Here is a 14,822-nt window from a genome sequence, read left to right as displayed (position 1 = left end):
TGCATCCGTGCATCGCGCCGATCACCAGCGGCGGCTCAATATGTGGCGGCAAGCGCGACACATGGGTCGGAACGTCATCGCGCGAAGTGCAACGAGGCAGCGATGCGCCCGCAGCAGCCGGATGACGCGCGCTTCAGAGCTGGAAAACAACGGCGTGGCGGCAGGTTGGGGACGGCGCAGCCCGATATCAGCCCCAGGGCCGCTCGCGAAACCATTTGGTGACGACATATTTGGTGCCCGCCCGAACCTTCATCGCATGGTGCAGCGTCGCGGCATTGGGCGTGCCGTCGGGGCGCAGATTGCTCCACGCGAGCAGCTTTCCGGTTTCGGGCTGGACGATCTTGTCGATCACCCTGAACCGGGTCGCGCCGCCTGCTTCGGGATCGTTGAGATAGATCATCACCGTCCAGGTGCGCTGCCCCGCCACGCTGCAATATTTGTCATAATCTTCGCCAGTGGGTTCGAAATAATCGGTATGCGCCTTGAACTCCTGACCCGCCGCATAGCGTTGCCCCTGAATGGGTTCGCCGTGCCGCCGGTCGAGCCCGGTAAAAGCAAGGATGCGTTTATCGAGTTCGGCCACCACCGGGTCAGCAGCGTCGAGATCGCACGTCTCGCTGGTGCGGAAATACGGATCTCCGTTCGAATCGCCGACGGTCGACGGACGCCGGCTCGCGTCGATACGGTCCATCAGCGACTGGCACAAAGCGGGGTCAAGAAACTGCTTGCGTACGAACAGCGTCAGTTTCGGGCTTGGCACCTTTTGCACGCGCGGCTGGTCTGACAGATGCGCGACCACCGGTTCGATCGGATAGCCCGATCCGAAGCCGACGCCAACGGAATCCGATGCGGGATTGGGGTTCGCATTCATGCGCGCATTGTGGGCGACACGCAGCGGAAAGCAAAGCCCCGGATCAGCAAAATCCATGAATTCACGCCGGTGTCACATAGCCGAAAAATATCCGCCATAGCGTCGCTGTTGCGGGCGGTCCGGGCGGATCGCGCAACAGCGACGCCGATGGGGTTTCAGGATAGTGGATGCGACGCGGGAAACGCCTGAGGGCGGGGCTGCCATGACCGGCATTGCGGGCAGCGACCTGATCGCGATCTTTGCCGGATTGGGTCCGGCGCGTCACTTTACCGGCGCGGCAGCGACTGATCCCGAAACGCAGGCTGCAGCGATGATCGATCTGGTGATCGAAAATGTGGCTGCGGCCGGGGCGCAGGGGGTGCGCTTCGCCTCGCACGATGATCGGATGGCGGTCGAGGCAATATTGCCCGGTGCGCGGCGACATCGGCTGCTTACCGCCGACGGGGCGCTGGGAAGCGCTATGGCCGCGCGGCTTGCAGAGATGCGAAAAGCCGATGTGCAGAATATGGAATGGATAAGCGCCGATGGCGACGTCGTGGCGCTGCTATTCTTTTCCTCTCCCGATGCGGCCGCTCCGGCTGGGGAGATAGAGGGCATTCCGCCGCAGTTTGTATCGCGTGTCATTCGCGCGATCGAGCAGCACACCGGGCTTGTGCTCGTCGCCGATCCGGACCCGAAGGGGCGTGCGGCCACCATAGCGGCGATCGGTGACTATCATCGCCGCGCGGGCAGGGCGGTGCTGTCGATCGATACGCTGCGCCGCGACCGGCATTTGTCGCTGGCAGGCGCGATCGGCCGCGCCGAACATGTTCTCCCTGACATATTGCTGATCGAAACGATTGACGGGGCGGAGGCGATTCGCGCTGCGGTGGTCGCTGCGGTCGATCGGCTAGTGGTCGCGGGCGTGTCGTCGCACGACGCGATGAGCGCCATGTCGATCGTCGCGCTGCGCAAGACCGACCGGTTCGATTTCGCCAGCGTGATTCGCGCCGTGGTCGGGCAGCGTTCGTTGCGCAGGCTGTGCGGTGCGTGCAAGGCGCGCGCTCAGGCGAGCCGGTCCGAATCGGCATTGCTGGGTTTTGACGCCGGAACGATGATCTATCGCGCGGCGGGATGCGCGCAATGCCATGGTGAGGGTTATTCGGGCGAGGTGCGCGCCGTCGAAGTGGTGGAGGCGGATGCGGCGCTTCGTCGCCTGATCGGCGGCGGCGGGGACGCTGCAATCCTTGCGAGGCACGCATTTCTGAAGTCTCCGAACCTTGGCGCGGCGGCCCGGGAGCTCGTCCGTGACGGCGAAACGGCACCGGATGAAGCGATACGAATTTCACGCGGCAACCCCGTTGCTGCTTGAATGGCTTGACGCGGCAAAGCGGATGCCGCTAAGCGCGCGGCTTCACGGCGATCGTAGCTCAGTTGGTTAGAGCACTGGTTTGTGGTACCAGGGGTCGCGGGTTCAAGTCCCGTCGATCGCCCCATTTCCCGCGCACATGCGCGAAATTTCAGCGATCCGGGCAGAAAACGTGCAGACCGACTGGGGCTTTCCCGACTTCGACGATCATGAAGGCGTACACCTGTTCACCGATCCCGAATCCGGGCTTCGGGCAGTAATTGCCGTTCATTCGACGCATCTTGGACCCGCTGCGGGCGGCGTCCGCTTCTGGCATTATGCCGATCCGCGCGCGGCGATCACCGATGCGCTGCGGCTGTCGCGGGGCATGAGCTATAAGAACGCCATGGCCAATCTGCCGATGGGCGGGGGCAAGGGCGTGGTGCTGGCCGCGAAGCAGGGCGATGTCATCAGCACCGCACAGCTTGAAGCATTCGGCCGCGCAGTCGAATCCATGGCGGGTCGCTATATCACCGCCGAAGATGTCGGCATGTCCGAAGAACGCATGAAGGTCATCGCGACCCAGACGCGCCACGTATCGGGTCTGCCGGTGGGCGAGGGCGCTGCTGGCGGCGATCCCGGCCCGTTTACAGCGCATGGCATCTATCTGGGCGTGAAGGCTGCGGCGAAGCGTGCGCTGGGCGCTGATTCGATGCAGGGCGTTCGTGTCGCCGTTCAGGGCGTCGGCAGCGTCGGCGGATCGCTTGCGCGTAAGCTGGCCAAAGACGGCGCGGTGCTGACCATCGCTGATGTCGATGGCGCGCGAGCGCAAAAGCTGGCCGATGAAATCGGTGCGAAGACCGCTGACCCGGCCGAAATCCTTACGCTCGAATGCGATATCGTCAGCCCGAACGCGCTGGGCGCGATTCTGGACGCACGCACGATCGACCAGCTTCAGTGCAAGGCGGTTGCGGGCGGCGCGAACAACCAGCTGGCGATGCGCGCAGACGGTGCGCGGCTGTTCGACCGCGGCATTCTTTATGCGCCCGATTATGTCATCAACGCCGGCGGCATCATCAATGTCGGGCTAGAATATCTGGGGCAGGGCGACCGGGCCGAGGTCGAGGCGCGGATCGACCGCATCCCCGCGCGACTGATCGAAGTATGGGACGAAAGCGATTCGACCGGCGATCCGCACGCCGAAGTGGCGGATCGAATCGCACAGCGACTGATCGGGCGCAGCTGATCGGGTAAGCACCGCAGCGCCAGACCCGATCCGGTTCTGATCGAACCGACGGGCCCTCGCTGTCTCTTTGTTTTCCGTTATTTCCGAGTCGCCGGATGAGTCCATCCCGCTCGAAATCACTCTAATCGCGCGGGGCTGCCGTTAAGGACTGGCGGGTAAGTCCTTCGATTTCCGGTGACGATATTTCGCCTTCGCTTTGCGGCGTAAAGGCGAAGCCGGCGATGAACATAACGCCGACGGCGATCCCGACCGCGATATTCCCAAAGGCAAGGCCCATCGCGATTCCCGCCAGAATGGCGAGGAAGATGCCCGTTTTTCGGCGCAGCAACGGCGCTTTCCGATCGTGCATATGCTCTCCTGCGCTTGGTTATTTTTTCGTTGTCTACCATAAAGGTAGCGGCTCGCGCCATAGCGAGAGCGTTACGGGTGGAACGGCAGCGATTAATCCATTAACGATTGGCCGCAGTGCCGATATTTCACGCCCTTGCCAATCCAGCGCGCTTTCAGAAACTTGCGCGCCCGCTTACCCCGCTCTGCTTCTGGGCGGGCGTGGCGCTGGCGTTGTTCGGGTGCTGGGCGGGGCTGACCCGCACCCCCGCCGATTATCTTCAGGGTGAGACGGTCCGTATCCTCTATATTCATGTCCCGTGCGCCTGGCTGGGGATGGGCGGATGGAGCGCGCTGGCGCTGGCCAGCATCGCTTATCTCGTCTGGCGCCATCCGCTGGCCGCAGTTGCGGCGCGTGCGATCGCTGCGCCGGGCGCGTTGTTCGCGGGCCTGTGCCTCGTCACCGGATCGATCTGGGGCCGGCCGACCTGGGGCACCTGGTGGCAATGGGACGGGCGCCTGACCTCGATGCTGCTGCTGTTCTTCGTCTATATCGCCTATATCGCGCTGTCGCGTGCCGATGCAGAGCGGGGCGGGGACGGGCGTATCCCCGCGCTGTTCGGCGTGGCGGGCACGATCCTGCTGCCGGTGATCCGCTATTCGGTGATCTGGTGGAATACGCTGCATCAGGGGCAGAGCATCGGGCTGACCGGTTCGACGATCGCTCCGTCGATGCTCTGGCCGCTATGGTTCACGCTCTCCGGTTTTTCGCTGTTCTTCGCGGGGCTGGTATTGATGCGGATGCGCGCAATGCTTGCCCGCCAGAAGGTCGAGGCGCGGATGCGCCGGATGGCGGCGGTATGAATCCCTGGCCTTTCGTGAGCGCGGCCTATGCTTTGACCGGCCTTGGCGCGGCGGGGATCGCATGGGTCAGCTGGCGTGCGATGCGCCGCGCCGAACGTGCGGCAGAGGCGCTGCGCCGTCGATGACGTCCCGGATGAAGCCAAAGCATCAGCGGCTGGTTCTGGCATGCCTTGCGCTGTTCGCCACGCTGGGCGCGGGCGGGCTGGCGCTGTCGGCGTTGAAGGATGAGGCCGCGTTTTTCTATGCCCCCGCCGATGTTGCCGGTGACCTGCCGTCGCCCGATCGCGCGGTCCGGCTGGGCGGGATGGTCGAGAAGGGCTCGGTGCACCGGCTGGGCGACGGGGTGAGCATGAATTTCGTCGTGACCGATGGAAAAGCCAGCGTGCCCGTCCGCTTCACGGGGGTCGCGCCCGACCTGTTCCGTGAAGGATCGGGCGTGGTTGCCGAAGGGCATTTCCGCCCCGACGGCAGCTTCGCCGCCGACAATCTGCTCGCCAAACATGATGAGCGCTATATGCCGCCGCAAATGGCGGGGAAGATGGCACCGGAAATGACGCGGCCGCAATGATCGCGGAAACCGGCCTTGTCCTGCTATGGCTGGCGGCGTCGCTCGCGCTGCTGCAACTCGCCATGGCGATCATCGGGCTGCGTTTCGATCGCGCCGATATCATAAGCGCGGTTCGCCCGGTGGCGATCGTGCAGGGCCTTCTGACCGCGCTTGCGATGGGTGCGCTGATCCTGCTGTTCGCGCGCACCGATCTGTCCGTGCTGCTGGTCGCCGAAAACAGCAATGTCGCCAAGCCGATGCTCTACAAAATCGCTGGCGCATGGGGCAATCATGAAGGGTCGATGCTCCTTTGGGTCACGATCCTCGGCTTGTCGGGAGCGGGGATTGCGCTGTTCGAACGGCGGCTGGCCGAACGCACGCTGATCGCGACCCTGGGCGCACAGGCGCTGATCAGCATCGGGTTCTTCGCCTTTTTGCTGCTGTCGTCGAACCCGTTCGCGCGCATCTGGCCGCCCCCTGCGGACGGGCGGGGGCTCAACCCACTGCTTCAGGACCCCGGTCTCGCCTTCCACCCGCCGACGCTCTATTTCGGCTATGTCGGCCTGTCGGTCGCCTTTTCCTTTGCGGTCGGCGCGCTGGTGATGCGCGACGTCACCCCCGCCTTTGCCCGCGCGATGCGGCCCTGGGCGCTGGGCGCGTGGCTGTTCCTGACGCTGGGCATCACGGCGGGAAGCTATTGGGCCTATTATGAGCTTGGCTGGGGCGGCTGGTGGTTCTGGGACCCGGTGGAGAATGCCTCGCTGATGCCATGGCTGGCGGCGACGGCACTGCTCCATTCGGTGACGGTGCTGGCGACGCGCGACGGGCTGCGCGCATGGACGGTGATGCTGGCGGTGGTCGCCTTTTCGATGTCGATGATCGGCACGTTTCTGGTTCGGTCGGGGGTGTTGACGAGCGTGCACGCCTTTGCCGTCGATCCGGAACGGGGAAGCTTTCTGCTCGCGCTGCTGGCACTGTATATCGGCGGTGCGCTGGCGTTGTTCGCGCTGAGGATCGGCAGCGTCCGGCAGGGCGCGTTGTTCGATCCGGTCAGCCGCGAGGCGGGGCTGGTGCTCAACAATCTGCTGCTCAGCGTCATTCTCGGCGTGGTGCTGATCGGCACGCTCTACCCGCTGGTGGCGCAGGGAATGGGCGTGCAGCTGTCGGTGGGCAAGCCGTTTTTCGACAAGACGATCGGGCCGGTCGCGCTGATCCTGATGGTAGCGCTTGCCTTCGGCCCGCTGCTGCGCTGGCGCAGCGACGATCCCCGCGCGCTGCTGCGCCGGATGCGTGCGCCGGTCGCGGCGGCATTGTTTGCGCTGGGGATGCTGGTGCCGTTTGCGCGCGGCATCAGCGTTCTGCCGCTGATCGGGCTGATCCTCGCGGCGGCGCTTGCGGTGGCGAGCATTTTGCCGCTGTGGGGCCGCAATCTGCGCCGGACGCCGCTCTTCACCTGGGGCATGGTCATCGCGCATCTCGGCGTTGCGGTGGCGGTCGCAGGGATGGCGTCGGAAAGCGCCTTTACGCGCGAGCGGCTCGTCGCGCTGCATATCGGGCAGGGGGTGCAGGTCGGCCCGTATCGCGTCGGTTTCGCGGGCGTGCGGCCGGAGGTCGGCGACAATTGGTCAGGCATCGGCGGCGTGCTGACGGTCAGCCGAGGCGGCGAGACCGTGACGCTGATCCCGCAGCAGCGTTATTTCTCCGATCCCGTGACCACGACGAATGAATCGGCGATCCTGACCGTCGCTGACGGCCAGCTCTACACCGTGCTGGGCGAGCGCAATCCCGATGGCCGCTGGCAGCTTCGCCTGTGGTGGAAGCCGCTGGTGACGCTGATCTGGCTGGGCGGGGGCATGATGGCGCTGGGCGGGCTGCTGGCGCTGATCGGGCGCGTGGGACGCGAATGGCGCACCAAAAGGCGGCGGCGGCGGATCGAAATGGGCTATCTGCCATGAAGCGCTGGCTGCTCTGGGTGCCGCTGCTGGTCTTTGCAGGCGTTGTCCTGCTTGTCGCGATGGAGATGCACCGGCCCGCCGACCGTACCGTTTTTTCGCGCATGGTGGGTAAGGATTTGCCCGCGTTCGACCTGAAGCCGATGCTGGCGGACAGGCCGGGGATCGAGCCTGCGCTATACCATCAGGGCAAGCCGCGCCTCGTCAATATTTTCGCCAGCTGGTGCGTGCCCTGCGCTGCCGAGGCCCCTGAACTGGCCGAACTTGCAAAGCGCGGCGTCGCGATCGACGCCGTTGCGGTGCGCGACACACCGGAAGACGTAGGCGCCTTTCTGAAGCGCTGGGGCGACCCCTATGCCAGGATCGGCAGCGACCCGATGGGGCGGGTGCAGCTTGCGCTGGGATCGTCGGGCGTGCCCGAAACCTTTGTCATCGATGGCAAGGGCAAAATCGTGAAGCAGCATGTCGGCCCGATCCGTGAGGATGACATACCCGGCATTCTCGCCGCGCTGGAGGATGCGCGATGAAGCGCCTGGCCCTCCCCCTGACGCTGCTCGCCGCGCTTCCCGCAACGGCGCAGACCGGTGACAGCGATCGCTATGCCTATAGTCAGCTTCGCGACCCGGCGCAGGAGGCGAAAGCGCGCGATCTGATGGAGGAGCTTCGCTGCCTTGTCTGTCAGGGCCAGTCGATCGCCGATAGCGATGCCGATATGGCGGCCGATATGCGCGCGCTGGTGCGAGAACGAATCGCCGCGGGTGAGAAGCCGGACGATATTCGCCGCTGGCTGATCGAACGCTATGGCGACTATGTGACCTATGATCCGCCGCTCGGCTGGGCGACCGCGCCCTTATGGCTCGCGCCGTTCCTGCTGCTGGGGGCGGGGATTTGGCTCGCGACGCGCAGCATTCGGCGGAGGCGGCGATGAGCGGCTGGCTGATCCTTGGCGGCGTGGCGGCACTGGTGGTCGCACTGCTTTTCGTGCTGGGCGTATCGCGCAGCCTGTGGACCTTCGTGCTGTCGGCGCTCTCGCTGGGCGGAGCGGGCTATGCGCTGCAAGGCTATCCCTTCATGCCGGGCGCGCCCGCACAAAAGAGCAGCGAGGTTGCCGAGATCGACCAGCAAATGGTCGATATGCGCGAGGCGATGTTCGGCAAGATCACCTATGAACGCCCCATTTTCATCGCGGCGGACGCGCTGATGCGCAAGGGCGCGACCGATTCTGCGGTCCGGCTGATGTTGTCGGCGGTCGACCATCAGCCGCGCCTGGCCTCGCTATGGACCTGGCTCGGCATGGCCTATGTCGATCATGACAAGGGCACGGTATCGCCGGCGGCGCAGCTTGCATTCGAACACGCCATCGCGCTTGCCCCGAACCATCCGGGCCCGCGATTTTTCTACGGGCTGGCGTTGATCCGTTCAGGGCAATTCGCAGCAGCGCGAGGGCAGTGGGCGCGCGCTGCCGCGTTGTGCCCCGAAAGCGCCGATTATTGCGCGGGGCTGAAACTGCGCCTCAACCTGCTCGACCGCTATCTGGCGGCGACGGCAGAGGCGCAGCCGGACGGGCGTTAAGCGCCGCGCCCGGTCTTTTCCTGAAGCGCATCGATCCGCTTCGACGCATCCGCCTTGCTCAACCCGTCGTCGAACGGGTCGCCAGCTTCCTCGCACAGGGTCTTGAGATAGGAGGCTTGCGCCCCGGTCATCGGCTCATCGCCGGTGGTCCAGTTTTCCGGGTCCTTTTCGGCGTTCGAAAAGGGTTCGGCTTTGGGATGTTCATGGTTGGGCATCGCTGGTTTCCTTTCGCGATGCCCAACGCAGTCTGTTCTTAATTCGTTCCGTTCCAGGGCGTGTATTCCATGCCGAACGCCTGAGCCACCGCTTCATAACGGATTTTGCCGCCCGAGGTGTTCAGCCCCGCCGCGAGGTGCGGATCGGCCTGCATCGCCTTTTCCGCGCCCATATTCGCAATGCGCAGTACGAAGGGCAGCGTCGCATTGTTGAGCGCAAAGGCACTGGTACGCGCGACGGCACCGGGCATATTGGCGACGCAATAATGGGTCACCCCGTCAATCTCATAGACCGGGTCGTCATGCGTCGTCGGCTTCGACGTTTCGAAACAGCCGCCCTGATCGATCGCGATATCGACGAGCACGCTACCGCGTTTCATCGTTTTCAGCATCTCGCGCGTGACGAGCTTGGGCGCCGCCGCGCCGGGAACGAGCACCGCGCCGATCACGAGATGCGCCTTCGCCACGGCCGCTTCAATCGCCGATTTGGACGCATAGGCGGTTTTGATCTGGCTGGAAAAGAACATGTCGAGTTCGGCGAGCCGCTCGTTCGAAATGTCATAGATGGTGACATCGGCGCGCATGCCGACCGCCATCTGCGCCGCGTTCACGCCCGACGTGCCGCCGCCCAGAATGGCGACGCGTGCAGGGGCGACGCCGGGCACGCCGCCCAGCAGGATGCCGCGACCACCCTGTTCCTTTTCAAGGAAATGCGCGCCGACCTGAACCGACATGCGGCCTGCAACTTCGCTCATCGGTTTGAGCAGCGGCAATCCGCCCTTCGGTCCGGTGACCGTTTCATAGGCGATGCAGGTCGCGCCCGATTTCAGCAGCCCTTCGGTAAGATCGCGGCTGGCGGCGAGGTGGAGATAGGTGAACAGCGTGTGGCGCGGTTCCAGCATCGCGATTTCGCTGGGCTGCGGCTCCTTCACCTTCACGATCATGTCCGCCTGTTCAAAGACCGATTTCGCGTCGGGCACGATCCGCGCGCCGACCGCAGTATAATCGCTGTCGTCGAAATCGATACCGCCGCCTGCATTGGTTTCGATGATGACCTCATGTCCCGCCGCGACCAGTTCAGCGACGGAGGGCGGGGTCAGGCCGACCCGATATTCCTGGCTCTTGATTTCCTTGGGCACACCGACGCGCATGATGAAGGCTCCTCTATAAGCATATTCTGTCTTCCAACCCCTAGCATCGGCGCCGGTTGCGAATCTCTGCAAAGCTTGCCCCGGAAAGCAGGGCTGGCGCATGTATTGCCTGTAACGGGGGTCAAAGGTGGGGAATATATGCAGATCGACGTGATCGACCGAAAGATCATGATGGCGCTTGCCGAAAATGCGCGGATGAGCGTCAGCGATGTCGCGGCCGGGGCGGGGCTTTCGCAAAGCGCCTGTACCCGCCGCATTCAGGCGCTGGAGGCGTCGGGGCGCATTCGCGGCTATGCGGCCCGGCTGGGACGGCGGCGGCTGGGGTTCCATGTCACCGCGCTGGTCGATATCACGCTCGGCACGCAGGTGGATGAGGATCTTGCCGCATTCGAGCGGGCGATTGCTGAGATCGACGGCATTGTCGAATGTATGCTGGTATCGGGCGCGCAGGATTATCGGCTGAAAATATTATGTCGCGATCTTGACGATTATGAGCGGCTGCACCGCGAACATCTCGGGCGATTGCCCAATGTCCTGACCATTTCGTCAAGCTTTGTGCTGCGCAGCGTGAAGACGCGAAGCGAGGCGGATGCGATGCTTGCGCCCGCGATACGTTGAGTCGTGCCATTGCGAGGGCATGTGGTGCGTGCTAACGCGCCGCGGTTTCGAGATAGAAAAGGCGTTTATGCTGGTCGACATGGCCCGTTGTCTTAACCTTTCGGCGCGAACAAAGCGCTCGTGACTTCCACCGAAGACACGCCCCTGGAGCCTGCGGATCGACCCGCCGGCCATTCGGGGGAGCATGAGCACACGCAAAAGACGTGGAAGCTCGCCGTGGCGGCGATCGGGGTCGTGTTCGGCGATATCGGCACGTCGCCGCTTTATGCGTTCCGCGAAACCTTTGCCGGCCATCACGATCTGACGCTCGACACCGCCCATATCATGGGCGTTATCAGCCTGATGTTCTGGTCGATGATGATCGTGGTGACGCTGAAATACGTCACCATCATCATGCGTGCCGACAATAAGGGCGAGGGCGGCAGTCTGGCGCTGCTCGCTTTGGTGTCGGGACGGACCAAGGAAAAGCGATGGTCGCGCGGAATCGTGCTGCTCGGCGTGTTCGCCACCGCGCTTTTCTATGGCGACAGCATGATTACGCCCGCCGTGTCGGTGCTGGGCGCGATCGAAGGCCTTGCGGTCGCCGCGCCCGCGTTCGGCAATCTGGTCGTGCCGCTCGCAGTGGTGATTCTCGTCTTCCTCTTTTCGATCCAGCGCGGCGGTACGTCGCGGGTCGGCGCCTTTTTCGGCCCGATCATGATGTGCTATTTCTTCATCATCGCGATCCTCGGCATCATTTCGATCGTGCAGACGCCGCAGGTGCTCTGGGCGCTGCTCCCGCACCATGCGATCGAGTTTTTCATGATCAGCCCGATGCAGGCGTTTTTCGCGCTCGGTTCGGTCGTGCTCGCGGTGACCGGCGCTGAGGCGCTTTATGCCGATATGGGCCATTTCGGCCGTAACCCGATCCGCGTTTCGTGGCTGTGGTTCGTGCTCCCTGCACTGATGTGCAATTATATGGGGCAGGGCGGCTTGCTGATCCGTGATGGTGTGCTGGCGCTGGAAAGCCCCTTCTATCTGCTCGCGCCCGAATCGCTTCGCCTGCCGCTGGTGCTGGTGGCGACCGCTGCGGCGATCATCGCCAGTCAGGCCGTCATTTCGGGCGCCTTTTCGGTGACGCAACAGGCGATCCAGCTCGGCTTCATCCCGCGGCTGCGGATCGATCACACCAGCGCGGCGACGGCGGGGCAGATCTATATTCCGATCATCAACTGGCTGCTGATGGTCATGGTCATCCTGCTGGTGCTGTTCTTCCAGACCTCGTCCAACCTCACCAGCGCCTATGGCATTGCGGTGACCGGCGCGATGCTGATCGACACCTGTCTGCTCACCGTGCTGCTCTTCTGGCTGTGGAACTGGAAGAAGCGCTATGCGCTGCCGCTGCTCACCGTGTTCTTCATTGTCGACATCGCGTATTTTGCGGCGAATACGACGAAGATCCCGGATGGCGGCTGGTTCCCGCTGCTGGTCGGCTTCATCGTCTTCACGCTGCTGACCACCTGGGCCAAGGGGCGCAAGCTGATGATCGAGCGGATGCGTGAAGCAGCGATGCCGATCAAAGTGTTCATCCAGTCGGCGGCGAATTCGGCCACACGGGTGCCCGGGACGGCGGTCTTCATGACCTCAACCCCCGAAGGCGTTCCGCATGCGCTGCTCCATAACCTCAAGCACAATAAGGTGCTGCATGAGCGCGTCGTGCTGCTGACCGTCAAGATCATGGACCAGCCCTTTGTGGTCGATGCCGAGCGCGTGCATAGCGAAGATCTGGGGCAGGGGTTTCACCGCATGGTGATCCGCTACGGCTTTATGCAGGATGCCGATGTTCCCGCCGCGCTGAAACAGGTGCATAGCTGCGGTGCCGAGTTCAAGATGATGGACACCAGCTTCTTCCTCGCCCGTCAGACGCTGCTGCCCGCCGAACGGCCGGGGATGATGATCTGGCGCGAGAAGATTTTCGCATGGATGTTGCGCAATGCGGAAAGCGCGATGGAGTTTTTCCGCCTGCCCACCAACCGCGTGGTCGAACTGGGCAGCCAGGTAGAGATTTGAGCGAGCCGGCGCCGATCATCGTAACGGCATTGTTTGCCGACGAGGATCATGCCTGGTTCGACAAGCAGCGAAAGGCGTTCTTCCCGCCCGAGCGCAACCATCTCGACGCGCATCTGACGATGTTTCACCATTTGCCGCCGACGCTGCTTCCGGAACTCAAGCAGCGTCTGGCGGCGGCGACGCGCGGCATCCCCCCACCACAGGCCCGAATCGCCGGACTGATCGATCTGGGCGGCGGGACCGCCTATCGCATCGAATCGGGCGAGCTGGAGGCGATCCGCGAATCGCTTGGCGAGGCGTTCGCGCCGATGCTGACCCCGCAGGATGCGGGCGGCTGGCGGCCGCATGTGACGGTGCAGAACAAGGTAGCGCGCAAGGACGCCGTCGCGTTGAAACAGCGTCTGGAGGCGGAATTTCACTCTTGCACTGTGCCGATCGCGGGGCTTGCGAGCTTTTATTATCGCGGCGGGCCATGGGAAGCGATTTCGCGTCACATGTTCGCTTGACCGATCGCGAAGGGCGATCTATGTGGCCCGCTCTTCGCGACGATGCGAAGCCCGAACGGGGCGGAGTAGCTCAGCTGGTTAGAGCACCGGAATCATAATCCGGGTGTCGGGGGTTCAAGTCCCTCCTCCGCTACCATTCCTTGATCCGGAAGCTTCCACTAGCTTCCGCATTTTTCCAAAAATCGAAAAAAAAGCAGAGGTTTGCGGGTGATTCGCGTCCGCATGCGCCCATGGTCTTCCACATGCAGCCAGATTTGGTGTGGGGGTATTTTGGGGGTATTTTCGCGGAGTATCGGAAAGGAGCGATACCCCCAATGCCTCTCACGGAGACTCAGGCCCGAAATTCCAAGCCAAGTGATCGCGCCTACAAGCTGGCCGACGGGGAGGGCCTATTCCTGTTCGTCCAGCCGAACGGATCAAAGTTGTGGCGGATGAAGTACCGCTTCGCAGGCAAGGAGAAGTTGCTCTCGTTCGGCGCTTACCCAGACCTCGGGATAGCTGCAGCGCGTGCCAAGCGCACAGCCGCAAAGGCGTTGCTAGCCGAGGGCAAGGATCCAATGAAATCCAAGGGGGAAGTGATCTCGCAGGAGGGTGCCACTTTCTTTGATGTCGCAAAGCGCTGGCATGAAAATCGAAAGAGCGCGTTGAATGCCGCGCACGCCGAACGCGTCTGGTCGCGCATGGAAAGGGACGTGTTTCCAGCCATCGGCGAGAAACTCGTTCATGAAATCACGGCGCCCGACGTCCTGGCAATGATACGCAAAATCGAAGCAAGAGGCGCGCTCGATATCAGCCGGCGTGCGAAGCAAGGGGTGGGGCAAGTCTTCCAGTTCGCAATCGCGTGTGGCCTGGCCTCGAATGATCCGACGACACATCTGCGTGGGGCGCTAAAGCCGCGACCACGAGTGAAGCATATGAGCCGTCTGCCGCTCAGCGAATTGCCCGCATTCATCGAGAAGCTGCATGCCTACCAGGAAGAGGGCGAACGGCGGTCCTCAATCACCCGTGACGCAGTTCTCTTTGCGCTCCTGACTTGGGTTCGAACGAAGGAGCTCCGCTTCGCCGCCAAATCCGAGTTCGAAGACCTCGGCGGCAAATCACCTGTCTGGCGCATACCGGCCGAGCGAATGAAGATGGGACGAGAGCATTTGGTGCCCCTCTCGCAGCAGGCAACGCACATCGCGAAATCTATGATAGCAGCAGCGCCTGGCGAGTTTCTCTTCCCGGGTAATGGCCCAAACAAGCCGCTTTCAGAGAACACAATGATCTACGCGCTCTATCGCCTCGGATACCACAGTCGCCAAACCGTACACGGCTTCCGGGGCTTGGCGAGCACCTGGGCCAATGAGCAGTTGGTCGAGTTCGGCAAGCCGCCCATGTGGATCAGGAAATACCATGAGGATTGGGTCGAACTACAGCTCGCGCATTCGGAGAAAAACGACGTGCGTGGAGCTTACAATGCCGCTGAATACCTGGCTCCTCGGCGCCGGATGATGCAGGACTGGGCTGACTATCTGAGCGGCGGGAAGGTCATCGACATCAAGAAGGCAGGGAAGCGCGCAGCCTGATAACTATGG

The 14,822-nt window shown here is 63.2% G+C and carries 17 protein-coding genes and 2 tRNA genes; 15 read left to right on the top strand and 4 right to left on the bottom strand.

All coding sequences use genetic code 11. The annotated features are described in order from the left end of the window. Window positions 1-187 precede the first annotated feature (187 nt). Window positions 188-871 carry a prolyl hydroxylase family protein gene (locus EV664_RS06320; protein WP_133495061.1) on the bottom strand — a complete coding sequence of 228 codons (684 nt, stop codon included), beginning with the start codon at window positions 869-871 and terminating at the stop codon, window positions 188-190. Between the two features lie 202 nt (window positions 872-1,073). Here EV664_RS06320 and EV664_RS06315 point away from each other — a divergent pair, with 202 nt between their 5' ends. From EV664_RS06315 to EV664_RS06305, 3 genes are all read left to right on the top strand, one after another. Beyond that, on the top strand, window positions 1,074-2,222 hold the full coding sequence (locus tag EV664_RS06315; protein ID WP_188656378.1) for an ATPase, T2SS/T4P/T4SS family: 1,149 nt from the start codon (window positions 1,074-1,076) through the stop codon (window positions 2,220-2,222). A 47-nt stretch (window positions 2,223-2,269) separates the two neighbouring features. Then, a tRNA-His gene (locus EV664_RS06310) sits at window positions 2,270-2,346 on the top strand. A gap of 45 nt (window positions 2,347-2,391) precedes the next feature. Next, on the top strand, window positions 2,392-3,444 hold the full coding sequence (locus EV664_RS06305) for a Glu/Leu/Phe/Val family dehydrogenase (protein ID WP_133495060.1): 1,053 nt from the start codon (window positions 2,392-2,394) through the stop codon (window positions 3,442-3,444). 121 nt (window positions 3,445-3,565) lie between these two features. On the opposite strand, the gene EV664_RS06300 is transcribed toward EV664_RS06305, so the two are convergent. Beyond that, a complete protein-coding gene (locus EV664_RS06300; RefSeq protein WP_133494847.1) occupies window positions 3,566-3,793 on the bottom strand; it encodes a hypothetical protein in 228 nt (75 codons plus the stop codon). A gap of 116 nt (window positions 3,794-3,909) precedes the next feature. Here EV664_RS06300 and ccmC point away from each other — a divergent pair, with 116 nt between their 5' ends. Genes ccmC through EV664_RS06270 form a run of 7 tightly spaced genes read left to right on the top strand, consistent with a single transcriptional unit; the run spans window position 3,910 to window position 8,706 of the window. Continuing rightward, a complete protein-coding gene (ccmC, locus tag EV664_RS06295) occupies window positions 3,910-4,635 on the top strand; it encodes a heme ABC transporter permease CcmC (RefSeq protein WP_133494846.1) in 726 nt (241 codons plus the stop codon). After that, the gene (locus EV664_RS19635) at window positions 4,632-4,760 is read left to right on the top strand and encodes a hypothetical protein (protein WP_268237637.1); all 129 of its coding nucleotides are present in this window, start codon (window positions 4,632-4,634) and stop codon (window positions 4,758-4,760) included. Before ccmC ends, EV664_RS19635 begins: the two co-directional genes overlap by 4 nt. Window positions 4,761-4,768: 8 nt before the next feature. Further along, window positions 4,769-5,203, top strand: coding sequence for a cytochrome c maturation protein CcmE (gene ccmE, locus EV664_RS06290; protein WP_133494845.1), 435 nt, complete (start codon window positions 4,769-4,771; stop codon window positions 5,201-5,203). After that, a complete protein-coding gene (locus EV664_RS06285; protein WP_133494844.1) occupies window positions 5,200-7,137 on the top strand; it encodes a heme lyase CcmF/NrfE family subunit in 1,938 nt (645 codons plus the stop codon). The genes ccmE and EV664_RS06285 overlap by 4 nt, the downstream gene beginning before the upstream one ends. After that, the gene (locus EV664_RS06280; protein WP_133494843.1) at window positions 7,134-7,661 is read left to right on the top strand and encodes a DsbE family thiol:disulfide interchange protein; all 528 of its coding nucleotides are present in this window, start codon (window positions 7,134-7,136) and stop codon (window positions 7,659-7,661) included. Before EV664_RS06285 ends, EV664_RS06280 begins: the two co-directional genes overlap by 4 nt. Further along, window positions 7,658-8,062, top strand: a complete 405-nt coding sequence (locus EV664_RS06275) for a cytochrome c-type biogenesis protein (RefSeq protein ID WP_133494842.1) — start codon at window positions 7,658-7,660, stop codon at window positions 8,060-8,062. Before EV664_RS06280 ends, EV664_RS06275 begins: the two co-directional genes overlap by 4 nt. After that, window positions 8,023-8,706, top strand: coding sequence for a tetratricopeptide repeat protein (locus EV664_RS06270; RefSeq protein ID WP_162848781.1), 684 nt, complete (start codon window positions 8,023-8,025; stop codon window positions 8,704-8,706). The genes EV664_RS06275 and EV664_RS06270 overlap by 40 nt, the downstream gene beginning before the upstream one ends. Here the strand turns inward: EV664_RS06270 and EV664_RS06265 are convergent. Next, window positions 8,703-8,921 (bottom strand): DUF3072 domain-containing protein, encoded by a 219-nt coding sequence (locus EV664_RS06265; protein ID WP_133494840.1) that lies wholly within the window; start codon window positions 8,919-8,921, stop codon window positions 8,703-8,705. The genes EV664_RS06270 and EV664_RS06265 overlap by 4 nt on opposite strands. A 38-nt stretch (window positions 8,922-8,959) precedes the next feature. Then, window positions 8,960-10,072 (bottom strand): alanine dehydrogenase, encoded by a 1,113-nt coding sequence (gene ald / locus EV664_RS06260; protein WP_133494839.1) that lies wholly within the window; start codon window positions 10,070-10,072, stop codon window positions 8,960-8,962. A gap of 138 nt (window positions 10,073-10,210) precedes the next feature. On the opposite strand from ald, the gene EV664_RS06255 reads away from it, so the two are divergent. From EV664_RS06255 to EV664_RS06235, 5 genes are all read left to right on the top strand, one after another. Then, window positions 10,211-10,690 carry an Lrp/AsnC family transcriptional regulator gene (locus EV664_RS06255; protein WP_133494838.1) on the top strand — a complete coding sequence of 160 codons (480 nt, stop codon included), beginning with the start codon at window positions 10,211-10,213 and terminating at the stop codon, window positions 10,688-10,690. A gap of 144 nt (window positions 10,691-10,834) precedes the next feature. Further along, complete coding sequence (locus EV664_RS06250; protein WP_133495059.1) at window positions 10,835-12,739, top strand: potassium transporter Kup; 1,905 nt, start codon at window positions 10,835-10,837, stop codon at window positions 12,737-12,739. Further along, window positions 12,736-13,245 (top strand): 2'-5' RNA ligase family protein, encoded by a 510-nt coding sequence (locus EV664_RS06245; protein ID WP_229668152.1) that lies wholly within the window; start codon window positions 12,736-12,738, stop codon window positions 13,243-13,245. Before EV664_RS06250 ends, EV664_RS06245 begins: the two co-directional genes overlap by 4 nt. A 59-nt stretch (window positions 13,246-13,304) precedes the next feature. Continuing rightward, window positions 13,305-13,381: transfer RNA gene (locus EV664_RS06240), tRNA-Met, on the top strand. Between the two features lie 178 nt (window positions 13,382-13,559). Continuing rightward, window positions 13,560-14,813 carry a tyrosine-type recombinase/integrase gene (locus tag EV664_RS06235; RefSeq protein WP_119084639.1) on the top strand — a complete coding sequence of 418 codons (1,254 nt, stop codon included), beginning with the start codon at window positions 13,560-13,562 and terminating at the stop codon, window positions 14,811-14,813. The last annotated feature ends 9 nt before the right edge of the window (window positions 14,814-14,822 follow it).

The organism is Stakelama pacifica (assembly GCF_004361835.1).
Lineage (GTDB): Bacteria > Pseudomonadota > Alphaproteobacteria > Sphingomonadales > Sphingomonadaceae > Sphingomonas > Sphingomonas pacifica.
Note: the sequence above shows the minus strand (reverse complement) of the source record. Positions and strands in the feature narration are given on the sequence as shown.

What these genes read in the sequence shown, in the direction of transcription:
- ccmE (WP_133494845.1), top strand. Translation starts at nt 4,769, where the DNA reads ATGAAGCCAAAGCATCAGCGGCTGGTTCTGGCATGCCTTGCGCTGTTC.
- EV664_RS06235 (WP_119084639.1), top strand. Translation starts at nt 13,560, where the DNA reads ATGCCTCTCACGGAGACTCAGGCCCGAAATTCCAAGCCAAGTGATCGC.
- EV664_RS06315 (WP_188656378.1), top strand. Translation starts at nt 1,074, where the DNA reads ATGACCGGCATTGCGGGCAGCGACCTGATCGCGATCTTTGCCGGATTG.
- EV664_RS19635 (WP_268237637.1), top strand. Translation starts at nt 4,632, where the DNA reads ATGAATCCCTGGCCTTTCGTGAGCGCGGCCTATGCTTTGACCGGCCTT.
- EV664_RS06265 (WP_133494840.1), bottom strand. Translation starts at nt 8,921, where the DNA reads ATGCCCAACCATGAACATCCCAAAGCCGAACCCTTTTCGAACGCCGAA.
- ald (WP_133494839.1), bottom strand. Translation starts at nt 10,072, where the DNA reads ATGCGCGTCGGTGTGCCCAAGGAAATCAAGAGCCAGGAATATCGGGTC.
- EV664_RS06255 (WP_133494838.1), top strand. Translation starts at nt 10,211, where the DNA reads ATGCAGATCGACGTGATCGACCGAAAGATCATGATGGCGCTTGCCGAA.
- EV664_RS06280 (WP_133494843.1), top strand. Translation starts at nt 7,134, where the DNA reads ATGAAGCGCTGGCTGCTCTGGGTGCCGCTGCTGGTCTTTGCAGGCGTT.
- EV664_RS06285 (WP_133494844.1), top strand. Translation starts at nt 5,200, where the DNA reads ATGATCGCGGAAACCGGCCTTGTCCTGCTATGGCTGGCGGCGTCGCTC.
- EV664_RS06300 (WP_133494847.1), bottom strand. Translation starts at nt 3,793, where the DNA reads ATGCACGATCGGAAAGCGCCGTTGCTGCGCCGAAAAACGGGCATCTTC.
- EV664_RS06320 (WP_133495061.1), bottom strand. Translation starts at nt 871, where the DNA reads ATGAATGCGAACCCCAATCCCGCATCGGATTCCGTTGGCGTCGGCTTC.
- EV664_RS06275 (WP_133494842.1), top strand. Translation starts at nt 7,658, where the DNA reads ATGAAGCGCCTGGCCCTCCCCCTGACGCTGCTCGCCGCGCTTCCCGCA.